At 56.1% G+C, this 26358-nt stretch carries 21 protein-coding genes and 4 tRNA genes; 22 read left to right on the forward strand and 3 right to left on the reverse strand.

Going from position 1 to position 26358, the window contains the following annotated elements; all coding sequences use genetic code 11:
• Positions 1-123: 123 nt before the first annotated feature.
• The 9 genes from groES (at position 124) to dapC (ending at position 5770) form a co-directional block, all read left to right on the forward strand.
• Positions 124-417 (forward strand): co-chaperone GroES, encoded by a 294-nt coding sequence (groES, locus tag NBH13_RS03390; RefSeq protein ID WP_099570978.1) that lies wholly within the window; start codon positions 124-126, stop codon positions 415-417.
• Between the two features lie 479 nt (positions 418-896).
• Positions 897-978 (forward strand) — tRNA-Tyr (locus NBH13_RS03395).
• A 1-nt stretch (position 979) separates the two neighbouring features.
• Positions 980-1051, forward strand: a tRNA-Thr gene (locus NBH13_RS03400).
• Positions 1052-1056: 5 nt separating this feature from the next.
• Positions 1057-1130 (forward strand) — tRNA-Met (locus NBH13_RS03405).
• Between the two features lie 52 nt (positions 1131-1182).
• Positions 1183-1353: a 50S ribosomal protein L33 gene (gene rpmG / locus NBH13_RS03410; RefSeq protein WP_003807891.1), complete on the forward strand. Its 171-nt coding sequence runs from the start codon at positions 1183-1185 to the stop codon at positions 1351-1353.
• Between the two features lie 105 nt (positions 1354-1458).
• The gene (locus NBH13_RS03415; protein ID WP_144165128.1) at positions 1459-2658 is read left to right on the forward strand and encodes an FAD-binding protein; all 1200 of its coding nucleotides are present in this window, start codon (positions 1459-1461) and stop codon (positions 2656-2658) included.
• A gap of 30 nt (positions 2659-2688) precedes the next feature.
• Positions 2689-4185 carry an APC family permease gene (locus tag NBH13_RS03420; RefSeq protein ID WP_250779138.1) on the forward strand — a complete coding sequence of 499 codons (1497 nt, stop codon included), beginning with the start codon at positions 2689-2691 and terminating at the stop codon, positions 4183-4185.
• Between the two features lie 30 nt (positions 4186-4215).
• Positions 4216-4536 carry a ferredoxin gene (gene fdxA, locus NBH13_RS03425; RefSeq protein WP_003836048.1) on the forward strand — a complete coding sequence of 107 codons (321 nt, stop codon included), beginning with the start codon at positions 4216-4218 and terminating at the stop codon, positions 4534-4536.
• A 79-nt stretch (positions 4537-4615) separates the two neighbouring features.
• Entirely contained in the window at positions 4616-5770 is a 1155-nt protein-coding gene (gene dapC, locus NBH13_RS03430) for a succinyldiaminopimelate transaminase (protein WP_250778975.1), read from the forward strand.
• A gap of 48 nt (positions 5771-5818) precedes the next feature.
• On the opposite strand, the gene NBH13_RS03435 is transcribed toward dapC, so the two are convergent.
• Positions 5819-5906 (reverse strand) — tRNA-Ser (locus tag NBH13_RS03435).
• A gap of 232 nt (positions 5907-6138) precedes the next feature.
• On the opposite strand from NBH13_RS03435, the gene dinB reads away from it, so the two are divergent.
• The 8 genes from dinB (at position 6139) to rpsI (ending at position 14877) form a co-directional block, all read left to right on the forward strand.
• Positions 6139-7443, forward strand: coding sequence for a DNA polymerase IV (gene dinB, locus NBH13_RS03440; protein WP_144165124.1), 1305 nt, complete (start codon positions 6139-6141; stop codon positions 7441-7443).
• 67 nt (positions 7444-7510) lie between these two features.
• Positions 7511-8875, forward strand: a complete 1365-nt coding sequence (locus NBH13_RS03445; protein ID WP_250778977.1) for a CapA family protein — start codon at positions 7511-7513, stop codon at positions 8873-8875.
• A gap of 81 nt (positions 8876-8956) precedes the next feature.
• Positions 8957-9946, forward strand: coding sequence for a D-2-hydroxyacid dehydrogenase family protein (locus NBH13_RS03450; RefSeq protein ID WP_144170913.1), 990 nt, complete (start codon positions 8957-8959; stop codon positions 9944-9946).
• A gap of 66 nt (positions 9947-10012) precedes the next feature.
• Positions 10013-10651: a YigZ family protein gene (locus NBH13_RS03455; RefSeq protein ID WP_099571169.1), complete on the forward strand. Its 639-nt coding sequence runs from the start codon at positions 10013-10015 to the stop codon at positions 10649-10651.
• Between the two features lie 32 nt (positions 10652-10683).
• Positions 10684-11355, forward strand: a complete 672-nt coding sequence (locus tag NBH13_RS03460; protein ID WP_144165118.1) for an AbrB family transcriptional regulator — start codon at positions 10684-10686, stop codon at positions 11353-11355.
• A gap of 68 nt (positions 11356-11423) precedes the next feature.
• Entirely contained in the window at positions 11424-13586 is a 2163-nt protein-coding gene (malQ, locus tag NBH13_RS03465) for a 4-alpha-glucanotransferase (RefSeq protein WP_250778979.1), read from the forward strand.
• A gap of 329 nt (positions 13587-13915) precedes the next feature.
• On the forward strand, positions 13916-14365 hold the full coding sequence (rplM, locus tag NBH13_RS03470) for a 50S ribosomal protein L13 (protein WP_003836021.1): 450 nt from the start codon (positions 13916-13918) through the stop codon (positions 14363-14365).
• 20 nt (positions 14366-14385) lie between these two features.
• Positions 14386-14877, forward strand: a complete 492-nt coding sequence (gene rpsI / locus NBH13_RS03475) for a 30S ribosomal protein S9 (RefSeq protein ID WP_099570970.1) — start codon at positions 14386-14388, stop codon at positions 14875-14877.
• An 88-nt stretch (positions 14878-14965) separates the two neighbouring features.
• Here the strand turns inward: rpsI and glgX are convergent, their stop codons facing one another.
• Positions 14966-17413, reverse strand: coding sequence for a glycogen debranching protein GlgX (glgX, locus tag NBH13_RS03480; RefSeq protein WP_099570969.1), 2448 nt, complete (start codon positions 17411-17413; stop codon positions 14966-14968).
• Positions 17414-17727: 314 nt separating this feature from the next.
• Between glgX and NBH13_RS03485 the strand changes: the two genes are divergently transcribed.
• Positions 17728-18129: a VOC family protein gene (locus NBH13_RS03485; protein ID WP_065435493.1), complete on the forward strand. Its 402-nt coding sequence runs from the start codon at positions 17728-17730 to the stop codon at positions 18127-18129.
• Positions 18130-18299: 170 nt separating this feature from the next.
• Here NBH13_RS03485 and NBH13_RS03490 read toward each other — a convergent pair whose 3' ends face one another.
• Positions 18300-19430 (reverse strand): ROK family transcriptional regulator, encoded by a 1131-nt coding sequence (locus tag NBH13_RS03490; RefSeq protein WP_236824288.1) that lies wholly within the window; start codon positions 19428-19430, stop codon positions 18300-18302.
• 217 nt (positions 19431-19647) lie between these two features.
• Between NBH13_RS03490 and NBH13_RS03495 the strand changes: the two genes are divergently transcribed.
• The 4 genes from NBH13_RS03495 to adhE all read left to right on the forward strand — a co-directional run bounded on the left by NBH13_RS03495 (position 19648) and on the right by adhE (position 26124).
• Positions 19648-20916 carry an MFS transporter gene (locus NBH13_RS03495; RefSeq protein WP_250778981.1) on the forward strand — a complete coding sequence of 423 codons (1269 nt, stop codon included), beginning with the start codon at positions 19648-19650 and terminating at the stop codon, positions 20914-20916.
• A 74-nt stretch (positions 20917-20990) separates the two neighbouring features.
• Positions 20991-22031 (forward strand): NAD(P)-dependent alcohol dehydrogenase, encoded by a 1041-nt coding sequence (locus NBH13_RS03500; RefSeq protein WP_250778983.1) that lies wholly within the window; start codon positions 20991-20993, stop codon positions 22029-22031.
• 39 nt (positions 22032-22070) lie between these two features.
• On the forward strand, positions 22071-23042 hold the full coding sequence (locus NBH13_RS03505; RefSeq protein ID WP_250778985.1) for a helix-turn-helix domain-containing protein: 972 nt from the start codon (positions 22071-22073) through the stop codon (positions 23040-23042).
• 352 nt (positions 23043-23394) lie between these two features.
• A complete protein-coding gene (gene adhE, locus NBH13_RS03510) occupies positions 23395-26124 on the forward strand; it encodes a bifunctional acetaldehyde-CoA/alcohol dehydrogenase (RefSeq protein ID WP_099570964.1) in 2730 nt (909 codons plus the stop codon).
• The last annotated feature ends 234 nt before the right edge of the window (positions 26125-26358 follow it).

Here is a 26358-nt window from a genome sequence, read left to right on the forward strand (position 1 = left end):
GCTAATAATCGCGCTAGGATATGTTTCAGCGCGAAAGGACGACGCCGTAAGTGATCGTCAGCCTCTTGCAAGCGGGTCCCGGCGCGGTAAGTAACGATTTCTCTTAGAAAGAGGAGGTCCACAGTGTCGATCTCACTCACACCGTTGGAAGACAAGATCATCGTCAAGCAGGCGGAAGCCGAAACCCAGACCGCATCCGGTCTGTTCATTCCGGACAATGCCAAGGAGAAGCCGCAGCAGGGTGAAGTCCTGGCTGTTGGCCCGGGCCGTCGTAACGATGCCGGCGAGCGCATTCCGGTCGACGTCAAGGTCGGCGATAAGGTGCTGTACTCCAAGTATGGCGGCACCGAGGTGCACTATCAGGGTGAGGATTACCTGATCGTTTCCTCCCGCGATATTCTGGCCATTCTCGGCTGAGCGTAGCGCGTAGCTGTTTGAAGACCCCGTCAGCGGACGATTGGTGAACAATCGTTGCGGTGACGGGGTCTTTTTACCTTCAAGCACTCGAAGTTTCTGCAATGGGATGCGTGTCGGCCGTCCAGGTGTGCAAGGTGTGCGATTGTCTGCGCAATGGCGATTGCGATATCGACGATGATTCTGCGCATCGCATGCCTCGAAGGTTGCGTTTGACGCTGCGTGCGCTGTTCCCGACATCGCTGTTTAGTCGGTCCAGGGAGGAGGGCCGGAAGAAAAACTCATGATTTTTCCTTCCGGAAAGTTTTTTCGTGAGGGTTTGTCCTGATTTGCGCACATATGCGGCTGATAGCTATGAAACGTTGGAATTCCAACGATTGCGAGCATTTCTGGTTTCCGCGACACGCCGTATTTGCGTTAATCGCATGGTCTGTGGCATACTAAACGGGTTGCCGGTTCGGGTTCAACCAAACAGGCAGCACGGCGGATTTCCCAAGCGGTCAAAGGGAACTGACTGTAAATCAGTCGCCTCGTGCTTCAGTGGTTCGAATCCACTATCCGCCACGCCTCGATAGCTCAGTGGTAGAGCACTTCCTTGGTAAGGAAGAGGTCGTGAGTCCGATTCTCACTCGAGGCTCTCATGGCGGGATAGCTCAGCTGGCTAGAGCGTACGACTCATAATCGTAAGGTCAAGAGTTCGAGTCTCTTTCTCGCTACAAAGGTCGACGGAACGTCGGCATAGCAACGAACCACAAGAGGTGAACTTAGATGGCAAGCAAGAGCGCCGACATTCGTCCGGGCATCACGCTGGCATGCACCGAGTGCAAGGAGCGTAACTACATCACGACGAAGAACCGCCGTAACACGCCGGATCGTCTTGAGCTGAAGAAGTTCTGCTCCCGCTGCGGCAAGCAGACCGTGCATCGCGAGACCCGCTGAACGAGTTCAAAGCTTTCAACCCGACCAATTGGTCGGGTTTTTTGTTTTTCCGAAACTCTCTTAGCACTTTTCCAACTGCCTTCCCCGCACGCTAAGCTAATCACCATGACCAATTTCGCAGATCTCACCACTATCGCCGTAGGCGGACCAATTGCATCCTTTATCGAACCGACCTCGCGTGTCGGCGTTATCGAAGCCGTCGAGGATGCCGACGTCAAAGGCTTGCCGTTGTGCGTGATCGGAGGCGGATCCAACATGCTCGTGGCCGACACGCCGTTCAATGGCGTCGTGGTGCGTGATGCGCGACGCGCCGTAAGTGTGCTTGATGAGGCAGCGCCTGCCGAAAACGACGAAAAAATCGTGCATGTCAACGCCGAAGCCGGCTGCAATTGGGATGATTTCGTTGACTACTGCGTCGGACTTGGCTTGGAAGGCGTGGAAGGACTTTCCGGAATTCCAGGCACCGTCGGCGCGTCGGTGGTGCAGAATATCGGCGCATACGGCCAGGAGGTCGCATCCAGCGTCGAAAGCGTGGAAGTCTGGGACCGCAAAGACAAGCAGATCAAAGAGCTCACCAATCAGGAACTGCATTTCGGGTACCGTATGAGTGCGCTCAAAGCCAGCATGTACAGCGCTCCGGCAACGCCTGCGGCCGACTTCTTCCCGACACCGCGCTACGTGGTGCTGTCCGTAACCTTCGCGCTGCATCACAGCGCAACCGGCGTGGTAGGATACGGGCAGCTTGCCAAGGCATTGGGCGTGGAAGTGGGCGAACGCATGTCGACAACGGATATTCGTCACGCGGTATTGAAAGTACGTGCCTCCAAGGGCATGCTTGAGGATTCCCACCGTTACCTGACCGAGGCCATGCGCGGCACCAAAAAAAGCGAACTGGTCGCCATTGCCCATAATGCGCAACGCACACAGGCAGGCAATGACGAACCCGACTACAATCGCCATAGCTGCGGCAGCTTCTTCATGAATCCAATTCTGAGCGAAGAGCAGGCGGCCAGACTTCCCGAAGACGCGCCTCGATTCAGTGCGACCCTGCCGGATGGCACACCAGGAGTCAAAACATCCGCAGCATGGCTTATCGATCATGCAGGCTTCCATAAAGGCTACAAAACCAGCGAAAACGCTACTGCGGGGCTGTCCACCATGCATACGCTGGCATTGACCAACCGAGGAGGAGCTTCGGCAGCCGACATCGTGAAACTTGCCAAAACCGTGCAGGATGGTGTCGAACAGACGTACGGCATCCGTCTCGTTCCGGAACCGGTCGTCATCGGCATGAGCCTCAAGTAAACGTAAGAACGAAGGGAGAAGGGAAACATGATGAACGTATTACGTAAGAAATCCGTCGAACAGACATTGGCGGAAACGGGGGAGTCGGGGCGCTCCCTGAAACGAGACCTGACCTGGTGGGATCTGGCCATTATGGGCGTGGCAGTGGCCGTCGGCGCGGGCATCTTCTCCATCGGCGCCCAGGCGGCAGCCTTCCATGCGGGCCCAGCCGTGATCATCAGCTTCCTCATCGCCGGCGTGGTATGCGGTGCGGCCGTAATGTGCTACGCCGAATTCGCGTCCATGATTCCGGTTGCGGGATCTGCCTACACCTTCACATACACCACCGTCGGTGAGATCGTCGCATGGGTGATCGGCTGGGATCTGATCCTTGAAATGCTGATGGCAGGCTCCGTCGTATCCAAATATTGGGGCGTTTATCTCAACGATTTCTTCCGACTTGTCGGATGGAACATCAATACCAACGTCACCTTCGGATCATTTAATTTCGATTTCGCGCCAATCATCGTCGTGGCCTTCTTCACGACACTCTTGGTATGCGGCACGAAAATCGGCGCACGCGTAGACGGCGCGCTCACTATACTGAAAATCGCCATCGTGCTATTCGTCGTGATCGTCGGCTTCTTCTACGTCAAAGCCGAAAACTTCACCCCATTCATCCCACCGAGCGAACCGGCAGCCACCACCGGATCAGGCTTGACCGCAACCATGGAACAGCCATTATGGCAGTGGGTCACCGGCATGACCCCCAGCATCTACGGCATCACCGGCATCATTTCCGGCGCGGCCCTCGTGTTCTTCGCGTTCCTCGGCTTCGATGTGGTCGCCACCACCTCCGAGGAAACCATCAACCCGAAGAAGAACGTTCCGCTGGGCATCGGCGTGGGCATGGGACTGATCATCGTGCTCTACACCCTCGTCGCCATCGTCACCACCGGCATGGTCTCCTACAAAGACCTCGCCAAGCAGAAAGACCCGTCGCTCGCCACAGCATTCGAAATGGTCGGCGCTGACTGGGCCGCCAAAATCATCAGTTTTGGCATTGTGATCGGTCTGGCCACCGTGGTCATGGTGCTGCTGCTCGGCCTGACCCGCGTGGTGTTCGCCATGAGCCGAGACGGCCTGCTGCCGCGCCCGCTCAGTCACACAGGCAAGCACGGCACTCCAGTACGTCTGCAGATTGCCGTCGGCGTGCTCATGGCATTCATCGCAGCCAGCTGCAACGTCAGCATCCTTGCCGACATGGTGAACATCGGCACACTGTCGGCATTCACCCTTGTTTCCATCTCTATTCCGATCATGCGCAAGAAGCGCCCCGATCTGAAGCGAGTCTTCAAAATCCCCGGCAATCCATGGGTCCCTATCCTCATCGCGCTCGCCAACATCTGGCTCATGCTCAACCTGAGCGTGCTCACCTGGATTCGATTCGTGGTCTGGCTTGCGGTCGGCTTCTGCATCTACTTCGGCTACGGCTACCGCCACGCCCGACTCGGCACGGGAGAGCTGGAAGTTGGCAATCAAGAGTAATCTTGAGCGGTAAGTGTTAAGGAGGTAACCATGCCATACGTTGTCGCTCAGCCGTGCGTCGATGTCAAAGACAAGGCCTGCGTGGACGAATGCCCGGTCGATTGCATCTACGAGGGCTCCCGTTCCCTGTATATCAATCCGAACGAATGCGTGGATTGCGGCGCATGCGAACCGGTGTGTCCGACCGAAGCCATCTTCTATGAAGATGATCTGCCAGACGAGTGGGCCTGGTACAAGGATGCCGCAGTCAGCTTCTTCGCTGAAGTCGGCGATATGGGCGGCGCTTCCGCAGCCGGCCCGATCGGCAAGGATCCGGAGCAGGTAGCTGCTCTGCCGCCGCAAAATCAGTGATTGGCATTTGAACGCGGCCTTTTCCCGTTGGAAGAGGCCGCATATTTTGTTTATAGAGGGTTATTAAGGAGTTTTCACGATGGGCTTTCATGAGTTTTCTTCGCCATACGATTGGTCGCGTATCGCAGCATACAAGCGCACGGCAAAAGCCGCGTTCGGAGGCATGATCGACCTGTCCGTGGGGTCTCCCGTCGATCCCGTGCCCGATTCGGTGCGCAAGGCGCTCGCAGTGGCGGCGAATGATCCGAATGCGTATGGATATCCGGTTACTGCAGGTACTGCCGATCTGCGTGCTGCGATTGCTGAATGGTTTTCGGCGACCCGCAATGTTGATTTGCAGGCGATTCATGCTGATGTGGTGCCTACCGTTGGTTCCAAAGAGGGCGTTGCGTTGATGGCGTCGCTGTTGCATTTCGGCGAGAATGATGTTGTGGTGCAGCCGAAGGTTTCGTATCCGACGTATGAGATCGGCACGCAGTTGGCTGGGGCGCAGGTGCTTAAGGTCGACGATGTGGCTGATGTCGCGTCGTGGCGCAATGTGCCTGGAGTCAAAGCGGTGTGGGTGAATTCCCCTTGCAATCCGACGGGCGAGGTGTATTCGGCTGAGCAGATGGCTGGCATTGTCGCAGCTGCGCGTGAGATCGGCGCGGTGGTGCTTTCCGACGAATGCTATGCGCTGATGCAGTGGAGGGACGCCGTGAATGGTGCTGAAGGTGATGCTGATTCTCTTGCGTCGACGCCGTGCGCGCTGCGTGACGATGTGTGTTTGGGCTCCGCAGAGGGCGTGCTGGTGCTTTATTCGTTGAGTAAGCAGAGCAATATGGCTGGGTATCGTACCGCGTTCATTGCCGGAGATGAGTCTTTGATTGCGTCGATGAGTGCATATCGCAAGCAGATTGGTCAGATTATTCCCGGTCCGGTGCAGGCTGCGATGGCTGCCGGATTGCGTGATCTGGAATCCGTCAAAGTTCAGCATGCGCGCTATCGGGAACGTCTCGGCGTGTTGGTGGGCGCGTTGCGTGCTTACGGATACTGTACCGACATGCCGGAAGGTGCGTTGTATGTGTGGGTGAGAGCCAAGTCGGGCGATTGCTGGACCGATATGGAACAGCTTGCCAAAATCGGCATCATCGCCAGCCCCGGCGAGTTCTACGGTGCGCCGGAATATCTGCGCTTCTCCGCCACCGCCAGCGACGGGGCGATCGCTTCCGCCGCTGAACGCTTGGCGCGCTAAAGCCAATACGCAAAAGGGCTTCCAGTGATCGCTGGAAGCCCTTACCTGCGGAGTCAGAGGGATTCGAACCCTCGAGCCGCTAAAAACGACTAACACCTTAGCAGGGTGCCCCTATCGGCCACTCAGGCATGACTCCACTGTTTTACCGTTTTCACGGCGCAACAGCATGTAACTATACCATCTATCTGTGAGCGAAACACCATATCTCGAAAAAAAGATGGAAGAACGTTGGAGCATCAAGGAAAAATCCGTGATGTATGCATGTGTGCCGTATGGAATCGCAACTGTCGACACGCCGGTTTCATAAGATAAACTGCGATATTCGAACATTTGTTTCAACAGAACATGAAAACAGCTATCATGGAATCATGAGTACCGCACCGAGAATCGCAGCAGCCAAACGTGACTGGGGTCATGACGAGGCTGGATGCACGGTGCTGCATATCGACATGGACGCCTTCTACGCATCTTTGGAGGTGGCCAGGCATCCGGAATATCGCGGCAAGCCGGTGATCATCGGCGTGGGCAATCGTTCGGTGGTGTCTGCGGCCAGCTATGAGGCGCGGCAATACGGCATCAACTCGGCCATGGCAAGTTCCAGGGCTCAAAAGCTATGCCCGAACGGAATTTTCCTTCCGGTCGACATGCGCTACTATCGCGCGATGTCGCATCGCATTTTCAAGGAAGTGTTCAGCCGGATTACCGACCGCATCGAACAGGTATCGGTCGACGAATGCTATATGGACGTTTCCGGAGCGTTGCTGCAGTGGGGCAGTCCCAGTGCCATTGGGGCGTGGATACGTGAACAGGTGGCCTTGCGCTACAACATCACCTGTTCCGTCGGCATCGCGGCGAACAAGCTGGTCGCCAAAATGGCATCCACCAATGCCAAGCCCAACGGCATGTTGATGATTCCCGTGGCGCGGCATGCACAATTCGTGCAGATGATGCCATTGCGTGGCATTCCCGGCATCGGACCTTCTCTGGAAAAGCGTCTGAACGCGTGGGGCGTCAACTCGGTCGCCGACCTTGCATGCATGAGTCTCGAATCTCTGGAACAGGCCACCGGATCTGCTCTTTCCGCACACGGCCTGTATCAGGCGGCCCGAGGCCTGGACGATAGGCCCGTCGTGCCATACACGCAGGAAAAATCGATTGGTGCGGAACGTACCTTCGATGCGGATACGCAAGACATGCGGCAGGTGTGCTCCATGCTCCGCTGGTGTTGCGATGACGTGGCCACGTCTTTGCGCAGGAGGGGTTTCCTCGCTCGTAAAGTCATGGTCAAACTTCGGTTTCCGGATTTGAGCTACGCAACAAAAGGGCACACACTGGGCTGTCCTACGGATGCGGCAAGCGTGCTCTACCCGCAATGTGCCAATCTGCTGCTCTCCATGATGGGCATGGCTCCGGAGTCTGCGCATGCCATTTCCCTTACGCGCCCCGTGCGTTTGGCGGGAATGAGCGCCAGTGGGCTTGTACTTGCTGAAGAAGCTGTGATTCAGCCTTCGCTGGATGATCTACTCGAAGAAAACGAAGTCGAACAGCGTGCTGAAATCTCCGGCGGCAGCGCCCAGGCGCAGACGCATTCGGCGCGTTTGCGTGGCGCGGAGGCGGCGCTTGATGCGGTGCGTCGAAAATACGGTAACAATATCGCCAGCTTCGGGGTGTAGAAGCAAGGGCATATCCGTTATTCTTGAAGTGATGAGTTGAGAAGGTCCAGAGGAAGGCAGGGGTGCCATGAAATACAGGAAAGAGGCGGTACACGCGACCAATCCGGAAGTGCTTGCGGCCGGCCGTCGCAAACTTGTGTTTGCGGCATTGGCGGTGCTTGCCGTCGTGCTTGTGGCGGGAACTTGGCTGTTGGTACATAGTCTTCAACCGAAGCAGAACGATGCTGCCGTGAAGCCGGAGACGGCGGTAAGCCAGCCGAAAACGGTTGAAAAGAAGCAAGCGACTGAGCCTGCGGAGCATCATGGCAATTCTCCGGATTGCCCCGACACCGACTGCATCGCCATGCTTGTCAACGGAGATCTGCTGTTCCATGAGGGATTGTGGAACCAGTATGCCAGCGCCAACACCGCGGCCGCCGACGGCACCGCATTCGATTTCACCGGTCTGTTCGAGCCGATGCGCAAGTATATCGAAGCTTCCGACATCGCCGTATGTGAGTTCGAAACACCTATCGCACAACGTGGCGGTCCATATTCCGCCTATCCGATTTTCAATATTCCTCCGGAAGTGGCCGACGCCGCGAAAAACGTGGGGTATCGCGCCTGCACGCATGCGTCGAATCATTCCTGGGACCAAGGTGCTGACGGCATCGCGCGCTTGTGGGACACACTTGATCAGGATGGCATCGCCCAGACCGGCTCCTATAAAACCGAAGAGGATTCGTATAAGCCGTTGGTCATCGATTCGCCTACCGGTGGCGGCAAGCTTGGTCTGATTGCGGGAACCGTGTCGTTGAACGCGCAGACGCCTGACTACGACTGGCGTGTGGATCGCCTTCGCGAATCCGGAGATCCGAACCATCAGGCCGATATCGACAAGGCCGTGGCCAAGGCGAAGGCCGCTCGGGAACAAGGCGCCGACGTGGTGGCCATGGCCATGCATTCCGTGCAGGAATACTTGGATTACGCCGATTCCTGGCAGCAGGAGGAAGCGCACGAGCTAGCTGATACGGGTGCATTTGATGTGATCTATGGTGCCGGTTGCCATTGCGCGCAGCCGATCGAGAACTATAACGGCACTTGGATCATCTACGGTTTGGGCAATGCCGTAACCGAATCGGCCAATACGGCAGACACCATCGTAAACAACCAGGGTGTGACCGCGCGTATTCAATTCGCAGGCAAAAAAGGTGTGGCGGGCTCGTGGCGCGTCAACCGTATCGACTGGGTGCCCAGCGCCAATGAGACGCAAGGCAAATACCAATGGTGTTCGCTGGCAAGCGACCATCCGGACGGCACCTGTTGGGATGAAACGCAAGACGCGAATGTGCGCCAACGCATCTGGGACGTGCTCTACTCCATGGGCGCCGACCAAAACGTGGTCAAGGAATGGAATATAACCGCAGAGCGGGCAAGTTCATCTGGTGAATAGTTTTCCGTGGCACAATATGCCTCGTACCGTTGGTTGAAAACGTGGAAGAACCGCTTGAACGTACAGTGTGAGGTGAAAGACATGGATGAAATCTACGAAACCCAGCCGGAACGCACCGATCTGCCGCTGGTGGTTATGCCTGTCATCATCGAATCGATGATCGAACCGTTCGAAAAGCACTTCGAGCTGTTCAAAGACATTGCCCGCGTACGCATGTACAGGGATTTCACGCTCGATGAAGACACCATCGTCGCGCGTTGCGCCGAAGCCGACGCCATCATGGTGGTCGGATTCCACTGCACCGACTCAATCCTCGACCGTCTGAACGCCAAATGCTACGCTTTCGGCGGCACCGGCGTGGCCAGCTACATCAATCTAGACAAAGCAAAGGAACGTGGCATCCGCGTATGCAACGTGGTGCACTACGGCGACCATGCCGTAGCCGAACACACCATCGCACTGCTCATGGAACTCGCCAGGCAGGTCGGCAAGCTCGACAGGCAAGTCAAAGAAGGCAACTGGGGTGGTGCCGACGGCTACGAACTGTACGGTAAGAAGCTTGGCATCATCGGCCTTGGAGGTATCGGCCAAACCGTGGCGCGTATCGCCGGAGCGTTCGGTATGAACGTGTCCGCATGGAACTCCCACGTTCCCGAGCGGGTGTTCACCGATCTGAACGTCACTCCGGTTGACGACATGAACGAACTGATTGCCGGATCTGACGTGGTGTCCATCCACCTGCCGTTGTTGGACTCCACAAAAGGCATCGTCACCGCACAAAACCTTGAAGCCTTGAAACCGGAAACCATGTTCATCAACACGGCTCGCGCGGAAATCATCGAGCCGGGCGCGTTGCTCTCCAGACTCCAGCGCGGCGACATTCCTGCGGCACTTGACGTGTTTGACCATGAGCCGCTCGCTGTCGACGATCCGCTGTGCTCGATTCCAGGCATCATTCTCACCCCACACACCGCCTGGCGTACCGACGGCGCATATGTGGGCATCACCGAACAGGTGGTCCAATCGGTCGCTGCTTACTTTAAGGGCGAGGATTTCAACGTCGTCGTGTGAGCGATCGTACGAAGCGGTATAAGAAAAACGTACGGACGGTCGGCGTGATTAGGTAGGTTGAAAGACATGCAGACCATACTCGATTCCGCCGATCAGCCCGCACATGATGCGTTCGTCGAGAAGAAATCGGAATTCATTGGCGACGCCTGTCATATCGATTCCTTGGATGAGGCGATCGCGTTTGTGCAGATGATTCGCGATCAGCATCCGAAAGCCCGTCATGTTGCCTATGCTGCGGTGTGCGGCGGTTCCGACGGTCGTTTGGCCGAACGTATGAGCGATGACGGCGAGCCGTCGGGTACGGCCGGCAAGCCGATTCTCGACGTGCTGCGCGCCAACGAGATGACGGATTGCGCGGTTGCCGTCACCCGGTATTTCGGTGGGATCCTATTGGGTTCCGGTGGCCTGATCCGTGCATATTCCACGGGCGCGTCCATTGCCGTCAAAGCGGCGACCAAAGCGAAAATCGTGCCGTGTAGCGAATATCAGGTAACGCTCGACTACTCACAATTGGGCAGTTTTCAGAATCTTCTCGCCTCGGTGCAGGGTGAGCAGGCGGACGCGCAGTATACCGATCGCATCGTATTGGCGGTTGTCGTGCCGCAGGAGCAATCGCAGCAATTCGAATCGCGTGTGGTTGAAACGTTCAATGCAACCGTGACTCCGCAAAAAACGGGAACTTCCAATCGTCCGGTGAAAATGTGAATCCCGGAAGGCAATGGCGTAAGGTGGAAACTATGACCGATGCTGAAATCAAGCAAGACGGCAATGCCGAGAACGAATCCGCACAATCGCAAGACCAGAAGATTCCTTTGGATTTCGAGCCTCTGACCGCGACCTACGAGCGTTTGCGGCATTCCACGGATGCCGCTGAACTGAGTGAATTCGCGCGCCGGCCATTGCCTGACCGTTCCGAACAGGCTGCGTTCTCGCGCGCCACGGCACTGCTGGAGGCTGTCGCAGGCAATGCACATACGCCGTTGGAAGATCGTGTTTTCCTTGCGGAAACCATGCCGTTTCCGAATATTCTCGTTAAACTGTCCACCGACGAATCCACTGAGGTGCGCAAAGCCGTTGCCGGCAATGCCAATGATAAGAATTGGCTAGTGGGGCGTCTCACCAAGGATGAGTCCCTCGAAGTGCGCGATGTCGCGTTGCGCAACAAGCGGACATCTTGGAAGATGAGGCTCGAAGGCGCGCAGGATCCGGATATGGATTCGCGAACCCTTGATTTTTTGGGATCCTTGGGAACCGAGATCGAGCCGAATGCTCCGGCGGTGCTCGCTTCCATGGTGCGCAGGGCCGTTGCGTTGAACCCGAATGCATCCGATCAGATGCTGGAAAAACTTGCGCAGGATGCGTCGGGAGAAGTGAAAAGGGCTGCTGAAAAGCGTCTTTCGGAAAATTAGTTGCATACGTTGTCATGTTGTGAGATTCTTGCGCGTGGTGTGTGTGATTGGGGCATAGACTGTTGCTTATGACAGAACAGACCGAAAATGCAACGCGTCTAGCCCGTCCGCTCATTCGTCTGGCAAAGTTGGTGGGTGTCGCTACCAGTTATGTCGGTATGAGCCGTGATTACCACGAAATCGAAGACGATGTTCTTGTGGCGGTGCTCAAGGCGCTTGGAATCGACGCTTCCAACGATGATGCAATTGAACAGTCCATCGCCGCCATTCAGCGTGAACGTAACATCCGAATCATTCCTCCGACCGTGTTGCACATTGTCGGTAAGAAAAGCAAGATAGAGGTTCATGGCGGCGCGCTTGACGTTCCCGAAGCTTCCATCACGTTGGAAGATGGCGAGACGTATGCCGGCAAAATCGAGCATGAGGGCGGCAACGGTGCCGCGGTCGAGGTCGATGGCGGATTTGTGTGCACATCGTACCTGGTGCTTCCGGAAGACCTTCCCGAGGGATATCACACCCTTGAGGTCACCGTGGGCGGCAAGACGGAGTCTGCAACCGTTATCAGTGCTCCGGAGAAGATCGAACTGCTCGACGAGATGAAGGAAGGCTCCCTGTGGGGCTGGATGAGCCAGCTCTATTCCATCCGTTCCAGCGGTTCTTGGGGAATCGGCGATTATGAGGATCTGAAGGCCCTGCTCGTCGAATCCAAGAAGAAGACCGGTGCCGACTTCATGCTGATCAACCCGCTGCATGCCGCCGAGCCGGTGCCGCCGATCGAGCCGTCTCCGTATCTGCCGATTTCGCGCCGTTTCATCAACTTCAGCTATATTCGTCCGGAATCCATGCCGGAATATGCCGCGCTTTCGCCGGAAGACAAGGCGAAGGTCGACGCGCTGCACGAGCAGGTCGAGCCCCTCAACGGCGATGCGCAGGTTTTGGACCGTGAAACGATGTGGCGCACCAAGATGCAGGCGTTGTGGATCATCTACAAAGCAGGTCTTTCTGTACAGCGTCAAGCTGAGTTCGACCGGTATCTCGCCGAAGTGGGCGATGAGATCGAATCCTATGCCACGTGGTGCCTGTGCTACGACAAGTGGGGCGCCTCCAATGGCAGTGACGACGATTGGGTGCGTAAATACAATCGTGATTCCGAAGAGGTCGCGCAGCTTCGCGCGCAGTATCCTGACACGCTCGAATTCTACCGTTGGCTCGAATGGGTCGCCACCGAGCAGCTGCATGCGGCCCAGCAGGCGGCTCGTGACGCAGGCATGAAGATCGGCATCATTGCCGACATGGCGGTGGGCGTGCACCCGGCCGGTTCCGACGTGTGGTGGAATCCTGAACGTTTCGCCAAGGGTGCCACGGTCGGCGCCCCGCCAGACATGTTCAACCAGCAGGGTCAGGATTGGAGTCAGCCGCCGCTGAACCCGATCGCCCTTGATCAGACCGGTTACAAGGTGTACCGAGACATGGTGCATGGCATGTTCTCCAATGCGGGCGCGGTGCGTATCGACCATATTCTCGGCTTGTTCCGCTTGTGGTGGATTCCGGAAGGCAAGAAGGCCATGGACGGTACCTACGTGCATTACGATTCGGACATCATGCTCGGCATTCTCGCGCTGGAAGCGTCTCGCGCCGGTGGCGTGGTCGTGGGCGAGGATCTTGGCGTGGTTCCGGCTTATGTGTCCAAGTCGCTGTCCGCGCACGGCATTCTCGGTTGCGCAGTGGAATGGTTCGAACAGTTCGACGGCGTGTTCCGTGCGCCGAAGGATTGGCGTCCGTATGCGCTGGCTTCCGTCAACACGCACGATTTGCCTCCGGCGGCAGGCTACTTGGAGTATGGGCATGTCAAGCTGCGCGAGCAGTTGGGATTGTTGTCCGGTCCGGTCGAGGAATTCAAGAAGTCCGCGGAAGCCGAGCATAACGCCATGCTGAACATGCTTGTCAAGGAAGGCTATCTTGACGCTGACGTGCTGGAAGACGAGCTTGCCAACGAAAACGAAATCGTCGACGCCCTGTACCGCGGTCTTAAGGGATCGCCATGCAAGCTGATGGCAGCATCCATCGTCGATGCGGTCGGTGAAAAGCGCACGCAGAACCAGCCGGGAACCAGCAACGAGTATCCGAATTGGCGTATTCCCCTGGCTGACGGAGATGGCAATGTCGTGCCGCTGGAAGAGTTGTTCGGCAATGCTCGACTGCAGGAGATCGCGGCGATTATGCGCGGCTGATCGCATTTGGCAGCAGCTTTTAGATATATAAAACCGGCGATATGAAACGGAACGTCCGTTTGTGTATCGCCGGTTTTTCGCTGCTGTGCAAAAAGGGGTATTTTGCGCTGATTTTGCTATGCGATGTGTCGCAAATGTCAAGGCTGGCGATATACTAGTAGATTGTTGTGTTTCCCTACGGGGTCCTTCAAAGCGCTTTTCCCACTCGCCATCGAGGACTTTCAGGGAGCCCACGGATAATGAGACCTGAAAACGGCATCATTCCGCGCTTAACCAACGCATTGATGTTGATGGAAGGTCCGGAACACAATATATAGAAAAGGTACATCGTGAAAACTTTCACTCCGAAGCCAGCTGATCTGACTCACGACTGGTACGTTATCGACGCCACCGACGTGGTGCTCGGCCGTCTCGCTTCCCAGGCAGCCATCCTGCTGCGTGGCAAGAACAAGCCGACCTACGCTCCGCACGCCGATTCCGGCAACCACGTGATCATTCTCAACGCCGATAAGATCGCTCTGACCGGCAACAAGTTGGGCAAGGAACTGTACATGCACTCCGGTCGTCCGGGTGGCCTGCGTCGCGATAGCTACGGCAAGCTGCTCAAGACTAACCCTGAGCGCATCATCAAGTCCGCTATCAAGGGCATGCTGCCGAAGAATCGTCTGGCCAAGGTCCAGCTGGATCGCCTCCACATCATCTGTGGCACCGAGCATCCGTACGCTGGCCAGAAGCCGCAGGTTTTCGAGATCGCTCAGGTCTCGCAGCAGGCTAAGTGAACCGAAGGGAGATAAGAAACATGGCTGAAAACACCAACGACTCCGCGGTTCTCGAGACCGAAGAGGAGCTCACCTCGTACACCACCGAAACCAACGCTGGCGCTGGCACCGGTACTTCCGCTATCGCTCCGGGCTACGGCACCGGTCGTCGCAAGGAAGCCGTCGCTCGTGTTCGTCTGGTTCCGGGCACTGGCAAGTGGACCATCAACGGTCGCACTCTGGAAGAGTACTTCCCGGCTAAGCTGCTGCAGCGTGAGGTCAACTCCCCGATCGTGCTTCTCAAGCTCGAAGGCAAGTTCGACGCTATCGTCCTCGTTGACGGTGGCGGCACCACCGGCCAGGCTGGCGCAATCCGCCTGGGCGTTGCCCGCGCTTTGAACGCCATTGATCGTGATGCGAACCGCGCAGCCCTGAAGAAGGCTGGCTTCCTGACCCGCGACGCTCGCGTCGTGGAACGCAAGAAGGCCGGTCTGCACAAGGCACGTCGCGCTCCGCAGTTCTCGAAGCGCTAAAGCTTTACGGCTTATACGAAACCCCTCGGAAATTCGTTTTCCGAGGGGTTTCTTGGTATTTGAGCGATTCAAGCAGCTCTTGATGGAATCAAGCGGTCGGCATCTGCTTCATCGCACTGATACTCAACGCCGGAAGCGTCCACAATGTCGGATCGTCTTCCGACAATCCATCGTCGGCGGATTGCAGATTTGCTTCATCGTCTTGCGTCTGCCAGTACATCATATTGATGCGGTGCAGATGATTGCGCAATCTGCCTGCCGGCTTGTTTTCCGACTCCTCGTCGAATTCCGACACCCGTTCGATGGACGTTCCCAAACCGGGATATTCTCCAACAATCTCAGCCGAGGACCAGACCATCTCCCATTCAATGCCTTTCGGAAGATGGAAACGCGTAACTTCGTCAGATCCATTGATCAGAATTAGCAGGGTCGGCTCGTCGGGGGAGAGCAGCTGCATGGCGAACGAGCGTACGGAAGGATTCGTCCAATCCGAATCGTTCGGCATCTGCCCGTCCGGAAGATACCAATGCACGCGATCGGATTTCTTCAGTAAACCGATTTCGCTCAGGCGAGTGAAGAAATCCTCATGATTGTACAAATCGAGGGATTTCCGCAATGTGATCAAGCGTGACATTAGATTGAATTGCTTCAATTCCGGCGTTTGCTCGGTGCTGTACAGCCAATCCCAATCAAGCCATGTAGTGTCGTTGTCTTGCGTGTAGGCGTTGTTGTTGCCGTTTTGCGAATTGCCGAATTCGTCGCCGGCGAGCAGCATTGGCGTGCCCAACGACAGTAGGAGCGTGCCCAGCAGGTTCATGATGGCGCGCTGGCGCTGCCGTACGATGATTGGGTTGCTGCTGGGGCCCTCGTGGCCGAAATTGACGGAATGGTTGTCGTTTGTTCCGTCGTGGTTGTTTTCGCCGTTGGCCTCGTTGTGTTTGCTCTTGTACATGGTCAGGTCGGCGGTGGTGAAGCCGTCGTGGCAGGCCACATAGTTCACGGAGGCGGTCGAACCGCGGCCGGGGTCGGTGGCGAACAGGTCGGAGGATCCACATAGCCGTGTGGCCATGTCTTGCATGGTCATTTCGCCGTGTTCGCCGCCGCGCGCGCGATTCACGTCGGTCAGCCAGAATTTGCGTGTGCAATCGCGGAAACGGTCGTTCCATTCCGCGAAAGGAATGCCGAATTCGCCGGTACGCCAGCCGTTCGGGCCGCAATCCCATGGTTCCATGATCATTTTGAGATTGCCGAGCAGCATGTCGGAGCGCAAAGCGTACAGGAATGGATGGTAGCGGGTGAATTCACCGTCGAGACGTGCAAGCGTCGCCGCGAGATCGAATCGGAATCCGTCGATGCCAATGCGTTTGGCCCAATAGCGCAACGAATCCACGGCGAACGTGGTGACGTGCGTGTTGGTGAAATCAAGCGTATTGCCGCAGCCGGTGGTATCGTACAGGCGACTCATCTTGTCTTTGGTGCGTCGATAGTACGACAGATTGTCAAGTCCACGCCAACATACGGTCGGTCCTTCCGGTCCGGATTCGCAGGTGTGGTTGTAGACCACGTCCATAATCACTTCGAAACCGGCCTCGTGCAATGCGCGCACCATGTCAATGACTTCCTGGCGTACGGCGGCGGCGCCGGCCTCCTGCGAGCGTTTGGTGGCATATGAGGCTTCCGGTGCGAAATAGCCAAGCGTCGAATAACCCCAATAGTTTACGCGTCCACGTTCCTGCAGGAAGAGTTCGGACTGTTTGGCTTGGATCGGCAGCAGTTCGATGGAGGTGACTCCTAGATCCTGCAGGTAGGAAAGCGTCGCCGGATGCGCCAATCCTGCATAGGTGCCGCGAAGTTCTTTGGGCAGCCATGGCGCATTGGCGGTGAAGCCTTTGACATGCAGCTCGTAAATCACGGTTTTGCTCCATGGCACATGCGGATGCGACGGTTCGCCATCATGCTTGTTGGCAGCGCGGTCGTCTATGGCTACGGAAACGGGAACATGGCCTACGGAATCGATGGTGCTCATCGGTCCGAATGGTGATCCTTTGACTTTGCCGTTCGCGATTTCGCATTTGTAGGAGAATGCTCCGGGGTTGAGGTCTATTGATCCTTCGATGCCTTTGGCATAGGGGTCGAGCAGCAGCTTGTAGGGGTTGAAGCTCACGCCGCGGTCAGGGTCCCAAGGGCCGTTGACGCGGTAGCCGTATTGCATGCCATCCCATGCGTGGGGGATATGCACGTACCACAAGCCATAATTGGGGCCGTCCATGCGAAACAGCGTTTCACGCAGGTTGAGCGAGGGAATGCGTCTGGTGCAGACGCGTTGCTTCATCGCCTGGTCGATGAAGGTGAGTCCCGGCTCGTTGAACAGACGGACTGCATCGGCATAAAAGGCACTTGGTTGATCGAGGGGTTCAAGAACGCAGAACCATACCTGATCGGCGGTTTCGGAGCGGACGATGGCGTCGGCGCCACCGTCATCGGTGAAGTAGAGACCTGGTCGGGTTGCGTAGCGGTGCAAAGGTGGGTTCTTCATAACCTCATTCTAAACACTTTGAAATTATCTGTTGGCTTGCTATGTCGAGGCTGTCGACGCTCGTGCCGGTCTGATCCAGCCGTGAGCTTGAACTCGAGCAGGTGCAGGACTTCCTCGACGGCAAAAATCGCCACCGCTTCCAAGGCTGTCGTCAAAATCGGTGCCTGACGTTGTTTATTCGTCCTGAACAGCCTGGAATTAGCAAAAAAGTGTCACAATATGACGGTAAATGCGCCGCTGACATCGCCGCATAGCGCATATCCTAATCACAAAAGGGAAAACAATCGTATTCATCGTTATCAGGAGGTAATTTTATGACGAAAGCAATGTCTGAATTCACTACCGATCTGCAGCATTCCGGCATGCCGGCGAAGGATCTCGACGAAACCATCGAATTCTATACGAAGAAGCTTGGTTTCGAATTGGCCGGACTGTTCCATAACGGCGAAAACCGTTGCGCATTCCTGCGTTACGGCCATCTGACCATCGAAACATGGGAGGGTGATCCGGCTCCGCTGACTACTGGTGCCATTAATCATTGGGCATTCGACACTCCCGACATCGAAGCCGCATTCGACAACGCGAAGAAACTCGGACTGAATTTCAAAGATAACGAAATCCAGCATATCGACAGCTTCTGGGAGCACGGCATTCGTTACTTCAATGTGTACGGACCGAACGGCGAAACCATCGAATTCTGCCAGATTGTCAAATAACTATCATTAGATGAGTACCGTCAAATAATCGCTGAAAACAAATACAGCAAGCGAAGCAGGCGGAAGAAAACAAAGAAGCGTGCGCTGAACCTTATATACGGGTTCGGCAACACGCTTCTTTTGTTATGCAATCGATGCGATTAATGCGATTAATATGTGCGCAAAAGCGGTCACATATCGCATAATTCGCGTACGTAAGGCTCCACAAAGCGCAATGCCGCGCCGATAATGTCTTGATGGTCGAGCGCCATCCCCTTGCGCAGGGTGAAATCCGTGGTGCCGAATGGCGTATGTTCTACCACGCGTTCGCGTAGTCCGGCCATATCGTCATCGTCGAGATATTGTGCTGCCTCACCGCTGATAATCACGTCGCCGGCCAATACCGAGCGAATATTCGTTACCGCCAGCGCCACATAATCCAGCCATTGCGAGAATCGTTTGCGGTGCTCCTGCTCGCCTTGTTCCAACACCGAGAAGAAGCCGGGCAGGCTTTCGCCGTCCTCCATCAGCGTTTCCGGCGAGCAGTAGGTGTCCATGCATCCCAATTGCCCGCAATAGCAAGGGTTTCCGCCTGGAATCAGCGTCATATGTTCGATTGAGCCATTGCATTGGTTTGGCCCTTGGTAGAGCGATCCGTCCACGATGACCGCGCCTCCTGGGCGTCGTTCGAGGTAGATGCAGACGGCATCCTTCAGATTGTGGTCGAACCAAAGTTCCGCCATGGCAGAAGCGTCGAAATCGTGAATCATCAGCGACGGATAGTTGAGGCCGTGGCTGAGTTCGCTGAGTTTCAGGCCGGTGTTGTTCATGATTTTGCCGAAGGTGATCGACTGCCCGTCTACCGATACGATGCCTTGCATGCAGAAGGCCACGCCTAGCACCGTGCTGCCTTGTTTCGCCAGTTCCTGCGCGAAACCGTTGATGATGCCGTTCATGCGCTGGTAGTAGGCGTCGTTGTTGCGATAGGGGAGTGTGCGCTGTCTGGTGGCCACGGATTTGCCGTTCAGATCAATGGCGATGGCCGTGATTCGTGTGGTTTGGATTCGCACGCCGATAGCCACACTGGAGTGTGCCGCGAATTCGTAGATTTGCGCTTTGCGTCCACCGGTGGATTGCTGCATCTCGCCTTTGACGATGAGCCCGTCGGCCTCCATGGCGCGCAGATTCTGCGTGATGGTTGGCAGGCTGAGCCCTAATTCGTGTTCGAACATCTGCTTGGTGGCTGAACCTTGGGTATAGATGAACGCGGTCATGGCCTTGAGATTGGCTTCTTTGACTGATAGGGCGGATTGGGCTTTCACTGGTTGATCCTTCCTGCGCAACTTCTTTTTCAAGACTACTTCATAAAAGTCCTTTCCTTATGTCTCGTGTTGGTCTGAGATATCAGGTATTGCAAAAAAGTATCAAAAATAGCTGTGCATAAAGGATTTTCTGCCACTTTTCTGCGTCGAAAATATGTTTATCAACAAAAAAGTTGAGACGGTGACAACGACGTTCTACCAAGAAAAGAGACATGTTATGAAGATAGGTCTGCCGCGCACGCTATTGGCCGGCTTGGTCGCCATAGCGGTGTTCATGACTGGCGATGGCTTTGAATTGACTTTTTTGTCCAAATACATCGTGGACCAGGGATTCAGTTCTTCACAATCGTCACTGATGTTCACCATGTACGGGCTGATGGCTGCGCTTGCCGGCTGGGCGTCCGGTGTGCTGGCTGAAATGTTCGGTGCCAAACGCATCATGTTGATCGGCGCAAGCGCCTGGGTCGTTTTGCATCTGCTGTTCGTCGGTGTGGCGCTGCCGAGCGGCGTCTATCCGCTGATGCTAGGCGTGTATGCGTTGCGAGGTGTTGGCTACCCGCTGTTCATTTACTCGTTCGTGGTGTTGATGGCGCAAACCATCGATCCCGCCAAGCTCGCGTCGGCTATGGGGTGGTTTTGGGCCGCCTACTCGTTCGGCATTGGCGTATTCGGCGCATATTTGCCGAGTTTCACCATTCCGCTGGTGGGGGAGTACTACTCGCTGTGGCTTTCGTTGCCGTTCTCTATAGCTGGACTGCTGATTTGCCTGCTGCTGGTGCCGAAAAGCAAGGGTGCTGACACCTCTTCCATGAGCAATGCCGACAAGCTGCGCGAGCTTAGTCGAGGAGCCACCATTCTGGTGCATAATCGCCAAATTGCATTGGCTGCGGTGGTGCGTGTGATCTGCAATCTGACGTTGTATGGCTTTCCCGTCATCATGCCGCTCTACTTAGCTACTACCAACAATGGTGGCGGAGCTTGGTTTGAGGTTTCGCAATGGAGTCAGATTTGGGGATTCCAGTTTGTGGTCACCATTTTTGGCAATGTGTTCTGGGGTCGTATGGGCGATTCGTATGGTTGGATGAGGCAAATGCGCTGGTTTGGCTGCTGGTTCTGTGTGATCGGCACGCTGGGCATGTATTACATTCCGCAGTTTTTCGGGGCGAATATGGTGCTTATGTGCGCTGATGCGGTTGTTCTTGGATTGGGAATTTCCGCTTTCGTTCCTATGGGAGCCGTGTTTCCCGCGTTGGCACCGGAACATAAGGGTGCTGCGATTTCCGCGCATAATCTCGCTTCCGGCCTGACTACGTTTTTCGGTCCGCTGATTGCGACGGTGCTGATTTCCACTGTCGGATTCGGCGGCGTGTGCTGGACGTATGCGATCTGTTATGCGATCGGATCGTTGGCCACGTTCGGCATTCATCCTCATCAACCCGGATTTGACGATCGCGGCCATCGCATTGTCACGATCGGACGTAACTAATCGCAATTGAATATCAATTGCTCAAGCATCATCATTTTTCTCAAAAAAACCATTATCCACAAAGGAGAATAATCATGAAGGCAGTCGTTCTCGAAGAGCGGGGCGTCATCAATGTGCGTGAGGTACCTGACGCCCCCGCACTTGGTCTGGGCGAGCTGAAGATCGCGCCGCATACTGTTGGTGTGTGCGGTTCCGATCTGCACTATTACACGCATGGTCGCGTGGGTAAATATGTGGTGAAGCAGCCGATGATTCTCGGTCATGAGGCTTCCGGCACGGTGGTTGAGGTCGGTCCTGGCGTCGAAGGCTTCAAGGTGGGCGATCGTGTGGCCATGGAGCCCGGTATTCCGGATATGAGTTCGCGTGCCAGCAAACTGGGCATGTATAACGTCGATCCTGCGGTGCGTTTCTTTGCCACTCCGCCGATTGATGGATGCCTGTGTGAAATGGTGAACCATCCTGCGGCGTTCACCTACAAGCTGCCCGACAATGTGAGCTTCGGTGAGGGTGCGCTGCTTGAACCGTTGGCTGTGGGCATGTGGTCCGCCACCAAGGCTCGTATCAAGCCGGGCGATGTCTGCGTGGTCACTGGATCGGGCACGGTTGGCATGCTGACTGCGTCGTGTGCGTTGGCGGGTGGCGCTTCTAAGGTGCTGATTTCCGATGTGTCGGCAATCAAACTGGCGATTGCGGCCCAGATTCCAGGTATTATTCCGGTGGATCTCACCAAGGAGGATCTGGTGGAGCGCGTCCGAGAGGAAACGGGCGGTTGGGGCGCTGATGTGGCTTTCGAATGCTCGGGCTCGCCGAAATCGTATGAGACGTTCTGGAAGCTGATCGCTCCTGGTGGCGCTGCCGTTATCGTTGGCATTCCGGTCAATCCGGTGGCTATCGACATTACGGAGCTGCAGGCTACCGAGGTGCGCGTCGAAAATATCTTCCGTTATGCCAATGTGTATCAGAAGGCAATTGACCTCGTGGCTAACGGTAAACTGAATCTGAAGCCATTCATCACCGACACCTATGCGATGGAGGATGCCAAGGCGGCGTTCGATCGCATGGCTGAGGGGCGTCCTGGAGACATCAAGCTGCAGATTACCGTGAATAACGACTGACGTTACGCACGTTACGGAACGACGAAAGGGTTCTGTGTCATGGGTGCTGTTGCACAAGCCAATGATAATCGGCATGGGAAGGCGGCTTTGGCTCAGGCCTCTTTTGGTGGATTCGTGCCGAAAGGTGGAAGTTCGAACGATTCCGGCGTATTGGAGATCATTGTGCCGGACGCGCAGGCTTCGGTGCGTTGGGCGAAGCATGGCTACCCAAGCTCGTTGGCGAAATGGCATCATCATCCTCATATTGAAATTCATCTGATTCGGGAAGGTACCGGATTGATGATGGCGGGCAATGCCGTTGTTCCGTATGAGGCCGGGCAGGTTGCATTGATTGGTTCGAATCTTCCGCATAATTGGGTGTCCGACATCGCTCCGGGGGAGCGGCTTCGTCAGCGTGATGTGGTGTGCCATGTGCGTCCGGAAACCATGCGTCTGCTGATGTCTGGATTTCCGGAAACGTCTGGTTTTGCAATGGTGTTGAGGCGTGCGGAGCAGGCGTTGGTGCTGAGCGGTGAATCCGCTCGTCAGGCCGGTTCAATTCTGGAAAGCATGGAGGAACATAGTCTTGCTTGCCGTGTTAGCGATCTGATTCGTGTGTTGGATGTGTTCGCGCATGCCCCCGCAGATGAATCCTATACAGTGGTTGCGTCCGGATACGATCCGGCTGTATGCAGCGGTGCGGAACGTGTGGTCAACGATGCCATTGAGTACATTTCATCGCATCTGAGCGGTGAAATTAGCCTGGATTTGGCCGCCCGCCAGGCCGGAATGAGCGTTTCGGCTTTCTCTCGTCTGTTCAAAAGGGCTGCAGGAATAGGGTTTTCGGATTTTGTTCGACGATTGCGTATTGGGCATGCATGCAGATTGCTGACGACCACGAATCAAAGCGTCGCTTCGATTCGTCGCGCTTGCGGATATGGTAACGCTTCGAATTTCAATCGTCGCTTCTTTGAAGAAACAGGCGAAACTCCTACTGGCTGGCGGAAAAAATACATTGGACGAACAAGATAAGTAAATCGACTTTGTAAAAGTTTGATATGATTGATATCTTATAGAAAATACTTTTATAAAAGATATGGAGGTGAGACTTGAGAAAGTGTGTGTGATTCATGATAAAAAGCAACAAAAACGCTCAAAATGATGTTTTTAAGGCTTTTTGATTTCATAAAAGAACGCGATCTAAACATTAAAAGAACAGAAGATAACATTTCTTTTGCGACACGACACAGTGGAACATCATATTGCATACTCACTAAAGTGTGTCCTGGGTCACAAAAGACCAGCAATGCGTCCATCCGCTTCGAGGTGGATGGAATAACGGGAAACTACTTTGCAACCCCCAAAGAATCGAGGAGGACTTCAAGTGGCAGACGCAAAGAAGGAAGAGCCGACCAAGCCGACTCCGGAAGAGAAGCTCGCCGCAGCCGAGGCTGAGGTCGACGCTCTGGTCAAGAAGGGCCTGAAGGCTCTTGACGATTTCGAAAAGCTCGATCAGAAGCAGGTTGACCGTATCGTCGCCAAGGCTTCCGTCGCAGCACTGAACAAGCATCTGGTGCTCGCCAAGATGGCCGTTGAGGAAACCGGCCGTGGTCTGGTGGAAGACAAGGCCACCAAGAACATCTTCGCCTGCGAGCACGTCACCAACTATTTGGCCGGCCAGAAGACCGTCGGCATCATTCGTGAAGACGACGTCATGGGCATCGACGAGATCGCCGAACCGGTCGGCGTCGTCGCCGGCGTGACCCCGGTCACCAACCCAACCTCCACCGCCATCTTCAAGTCGCTGATCGCACTGAAGACCCGCTGCCCGATCATCTTCGGCTTCCACCCGGGCGCACAGAAGTGCTCCGTCGAAGCCGCCAAGATCGTGCGCGACGCAGCCATCGAGGCAGGCGCTCCTGAGAACTGTATCCAGTGGATCGAGCACCCGTCCATCGAAGCCACCGGCGCCCTGATGAAGCATGACGGCATCGCCACCATCCTCGCCACCGGTGGCCCGGGCATGGTCAAGGCCGCATACTCCTCCGGCAAGCCAGCCCTCGGCGTCGGCGCTGGCAACGCTCCGGCATATGTCGACAAGAACGTCGACATCGTGCGCGCCGCCAATGATCTGGTGCTCTCCAAGCACTTCGATTACGGCATGATCTGCGCCACCGAGCAGGCCATCATCGCCGACAAGGAAGTCTACGCCCCGCTGATCAAGGAACTTAAGCGCCGCAAGGCCTACTTCGTGAACGACGAAGAGAAGGCCAAGCTCGAGCAGTACATGTTCGGCTGCACCGCATACTCCGGTCAGACCCCGAAGCTCAACTCCGTGGTGCCGGGCAAGTCCCCGCAGTACATCGCCAAGGCCGCAGGCTTTGAGATTCCGGAAGACGCCACCATTCTTGCCGCCGAGTGCAAGGAAGTCGGCGAGAACGAGCCGCTGACCATGGAGAAGCTCGCTCCGGTCCAGGCCGTGCTGAAGTCCGACAACAAGGAACAGGCCTTCGAAATGTGCGAGGCTATGCTCAAGCATGGCGCAGGCCACACCGCAGCCATCCACACCAACGATCAGGCTCTGGTCCGCGAATACGGCCAGCGCATGCACGCATGCCGCATCATCTGGAACTCTCCGAGCTCCCTCGGCGGCGTGGGTGATATCTACAACGCCATCGCACCGTCGCTGACCCTCGGTTGCGGCTCCTACGGCGGCAACTCCGTGTCCGGCAACGTCCAGGCAGTCAACCTTCTCAACATCAAGCGCATCGCTCGGAGGAACAACAACATGCAGTGGTTCAAGATTCCGGCCAAGACCTACTTCGAGCCGAACGCCATCAAGTACCTGCGCGACATGTACGGCATCGAAAAGGCCGTCATCGTGTGCGATAAGGTCATGGAGCAGCTTGGCGTGGTCGACAAGATCATCGACCAGCTGCGTGCACGTTCCAACCGCGTGACCTTCCGCATCATCGACTACGTCGAGCCGGAGCCGAGCGTCGAAACCGTCGAGCGCGGCGCCACCATGATGCGTGAGGAGTTCGAACCGGACACCATCATCGCCGTCGGCGGTGGTTCCCCGATGGACGCCTCCAAGATCATGTGGCTGCTGTATGAGCACCCGGAAATCTCCTTCTCCGATGTGCGTGAGAAGTTCTTCGACATCCGCAAGCGCGCCTTCAAGATCCCGCCGCTGGGCAAGAAGGCCAAGCTCGTGTGCATCCCGACTTCCTCCGGCACCGGTTCCGAAGTCACGCCGTTTGCTGTGATCACCGATCACAAGACCGGCTACAAGTACCCGATCACCGATTACGCGCTGACTCCGTCCGTCGCCATCGTCGATCCGGTGCTGGCACGCACCCAGCCGCGCAAGCTCGCATCCGATGCCGGCTTCGACGCCCTGACCCACTCCTTCGAAGCTTACGTCTCCGTCTATGCCAACGATTTCACCGATGGCATGGCGCTGCACGCAGCCAAGCTGATCTGGGACAACCTCGCCGAGTCCGTCAACGGCGAGCCGGGTGAAGACAAGATCAAGGCCCAGGAGAAGATGCACAACGCCGCCACTATGGCCGGCATGGCATTCGGCTCCGCGTTCCTCGGCATGTGCCACGGCATGGCCCACACCATCGGTGCTCTGTGCCACGTCGCCCACGGTCGTACCAACTCCATCCTGCTGCCGTACGTCATCCGCTACAACGGCTCCATCCCGGAGGAACCGACCAGTTGGCCGAAGTACAATAAGTACATCGCTCCGGAACGCTACCAGGAAATCGCCAAGAACCTTGGTGTGAACCCGGGCAAGACTCCGGAAGAGGGCGTTGAGAACCTGGCCAAGGCCGTCGAGGACTACCGCGACAACAAGCTCGGCATGAACAAGAGCTTCCAGGAGTGCGGTGTGGACGAGGACTACTTCTGGTCCATCCTTGACCAGATTGGCATGCGTGCCTACGAGGATCAGTGCGCTCCGGCAAATCCGCGTATCCCGCAGATCGAGGATATGAAGGATATCGCCATCGCCGCATACTACGGCGTCAGCCAGGCCGAAGGACACAAGCTGCGCGTCCAGCGCCAGGGCGAGGCTGCCACGGAAGAAGCTTCCGAGCGCGCGTGAGTCGTTTCATGTATAGGTCACCAATATTGACCTATACATAAGGTGCTTGCGCTACATCGATAGACACCATTGATAACGAGGAATTTGGTTGGATTCGTTCAACCGGGTTCCTCGTTTCTCTATGTATATGGAAAAGCATTTTCGAATGATACCGGAATGGCGATCAGTTACGTTCGGCACTTCGATTCGGGGTCTGCAACAGGACTTCTGACCGCGACACGCGAGGATTTCTTA

Origin of the sequence: Bifidobacterium intestinale (genome assembly GCF_023656765.1) — a bacterium.
Lineage (GTDB): Bacteria > Actinomycetota > Actinomycetes > Actinomycetales > Bifidobacteriaceae > Bifidobacterium > Bifidobacterium hominis.

Excerpts from the sequence above, each read along its gene's own strand:
- NBH13_RS03485 (WP_065435493.1), top strand. The coding sequence starts at position 17,728 with ATGACGAAAGCAATGTCTGAATTCACTACCGATCTGCAGCATTCCGGC.
- NBH13_RS03495 (WP_250778981.1), top strand. The coding sequence starts at position 19,648 with ATGAAGATAGGTCTGCCGCGCACGCTATTGGCCGGCTTGGTCGCCATA.
- NBH13_RS03450 (WP_144170913.1), top strand. The coding sequence starts at position 8,957 with ATGGATGAAATCTACGAAACCCAGCCGGAACGCACCGATCTGCCGCTG.
- NBH13_RS03455 (WP_099571169.1), top strand. The coding sequence starts at position 10,013 with ATGCAGACCATACTCGATTCCGCCGATCAGCCCGCACATGATGCGTTC.
- rpmG (WP_003807891.1), top strand. The coding sequence starts at position 1,183 with ATGGCAAGCAAGAGCGCCGACATTCGTCCGGGCATCACGCTGGCATGC.
- malQ (WP_250778979.1), top strand. The coding sequence starts at position 11,424 with ATGACAGAACAGACCGAAAATGCAACGCGTCTAGCCCGTCCGCTCATT.
- NBH13_RS03415 (WP_144165128.1), top strand. The coding sequence starts at position 1,459 with ATGACCAATTTCGCAGATCTCACCACTATCGCCGTAGGCGGACCAATT.
- NBH13_RS03460 (WP_144165118.1), top strand. The coding sequence starts at position 10,684 with ATGACCGATGCTGAAATCAAGCAAGACGGCAATGCCGAGAACGAATCC.
- fdxA (WP_003836048.1), top strand. The coding sequence starts at position 4,216 with ATGCCATACGTTGTCGCTCAGCCGTGCGTCGATGTCAAAGACAAGGCC.
- NBH13_RS03445 (WP_250778977.1), top strand. The coding sequence starts at position 7,511 with ATGAAATACAGGAAAGAGGCGGTACACGCGACCAATCCGGAAGTGCTT.
- glgX (WP_099570969.1), bottom strand. The coding sequence starts at position 17,413 with ATGAAGAACCCACCTTTGCACCGCTACGCAACCCGACCAGGTCTCTAC.
- dinB (WP_144165124.1), top strand. The coding sequence starts at position 6,139 with ATGAGTACCGCACCGAGAATCGCAGCAGCCAAACGTGACTGGGGTCAT.
- rpsI (WP_099570970.1), top strand. The coding sequence starts at position 14,386 with ATGGCTGAAAACACCAACGACTCCGCGGTTCTCGAGACCGAAGAGGAG.
- dapC (WP_250778975.1), top strand. The coding sequence starts at position 4,616 with ATGGGCTTTCATGAGTTTTCTTCGCCATACGATTGGTCGCGTATCGCA.
- NBH13_RS03500 (WP_250778983.1), top strand. The coding sequence starts at position 20,991 with ATGAAGGCAGTCGTTCTCGAAGAGCGGGGCGTCATCAATGTGCGTGAG.
- NBH13_RS03505 (WP_250778985.1), top strand. The coding sequence starts at position 22,071 with ATGGGTGCTGTTGCACAAGCCAATGATAATCGGCATGGGAAGGCGGCT.
- NBH13_RS03420 (WP_250779138.1), top strand. The coding sequence starts at position 2,689 with ATGAACGTATTACGTAAGAAATCCGTCGAACAGACATTGGCGGAAACG.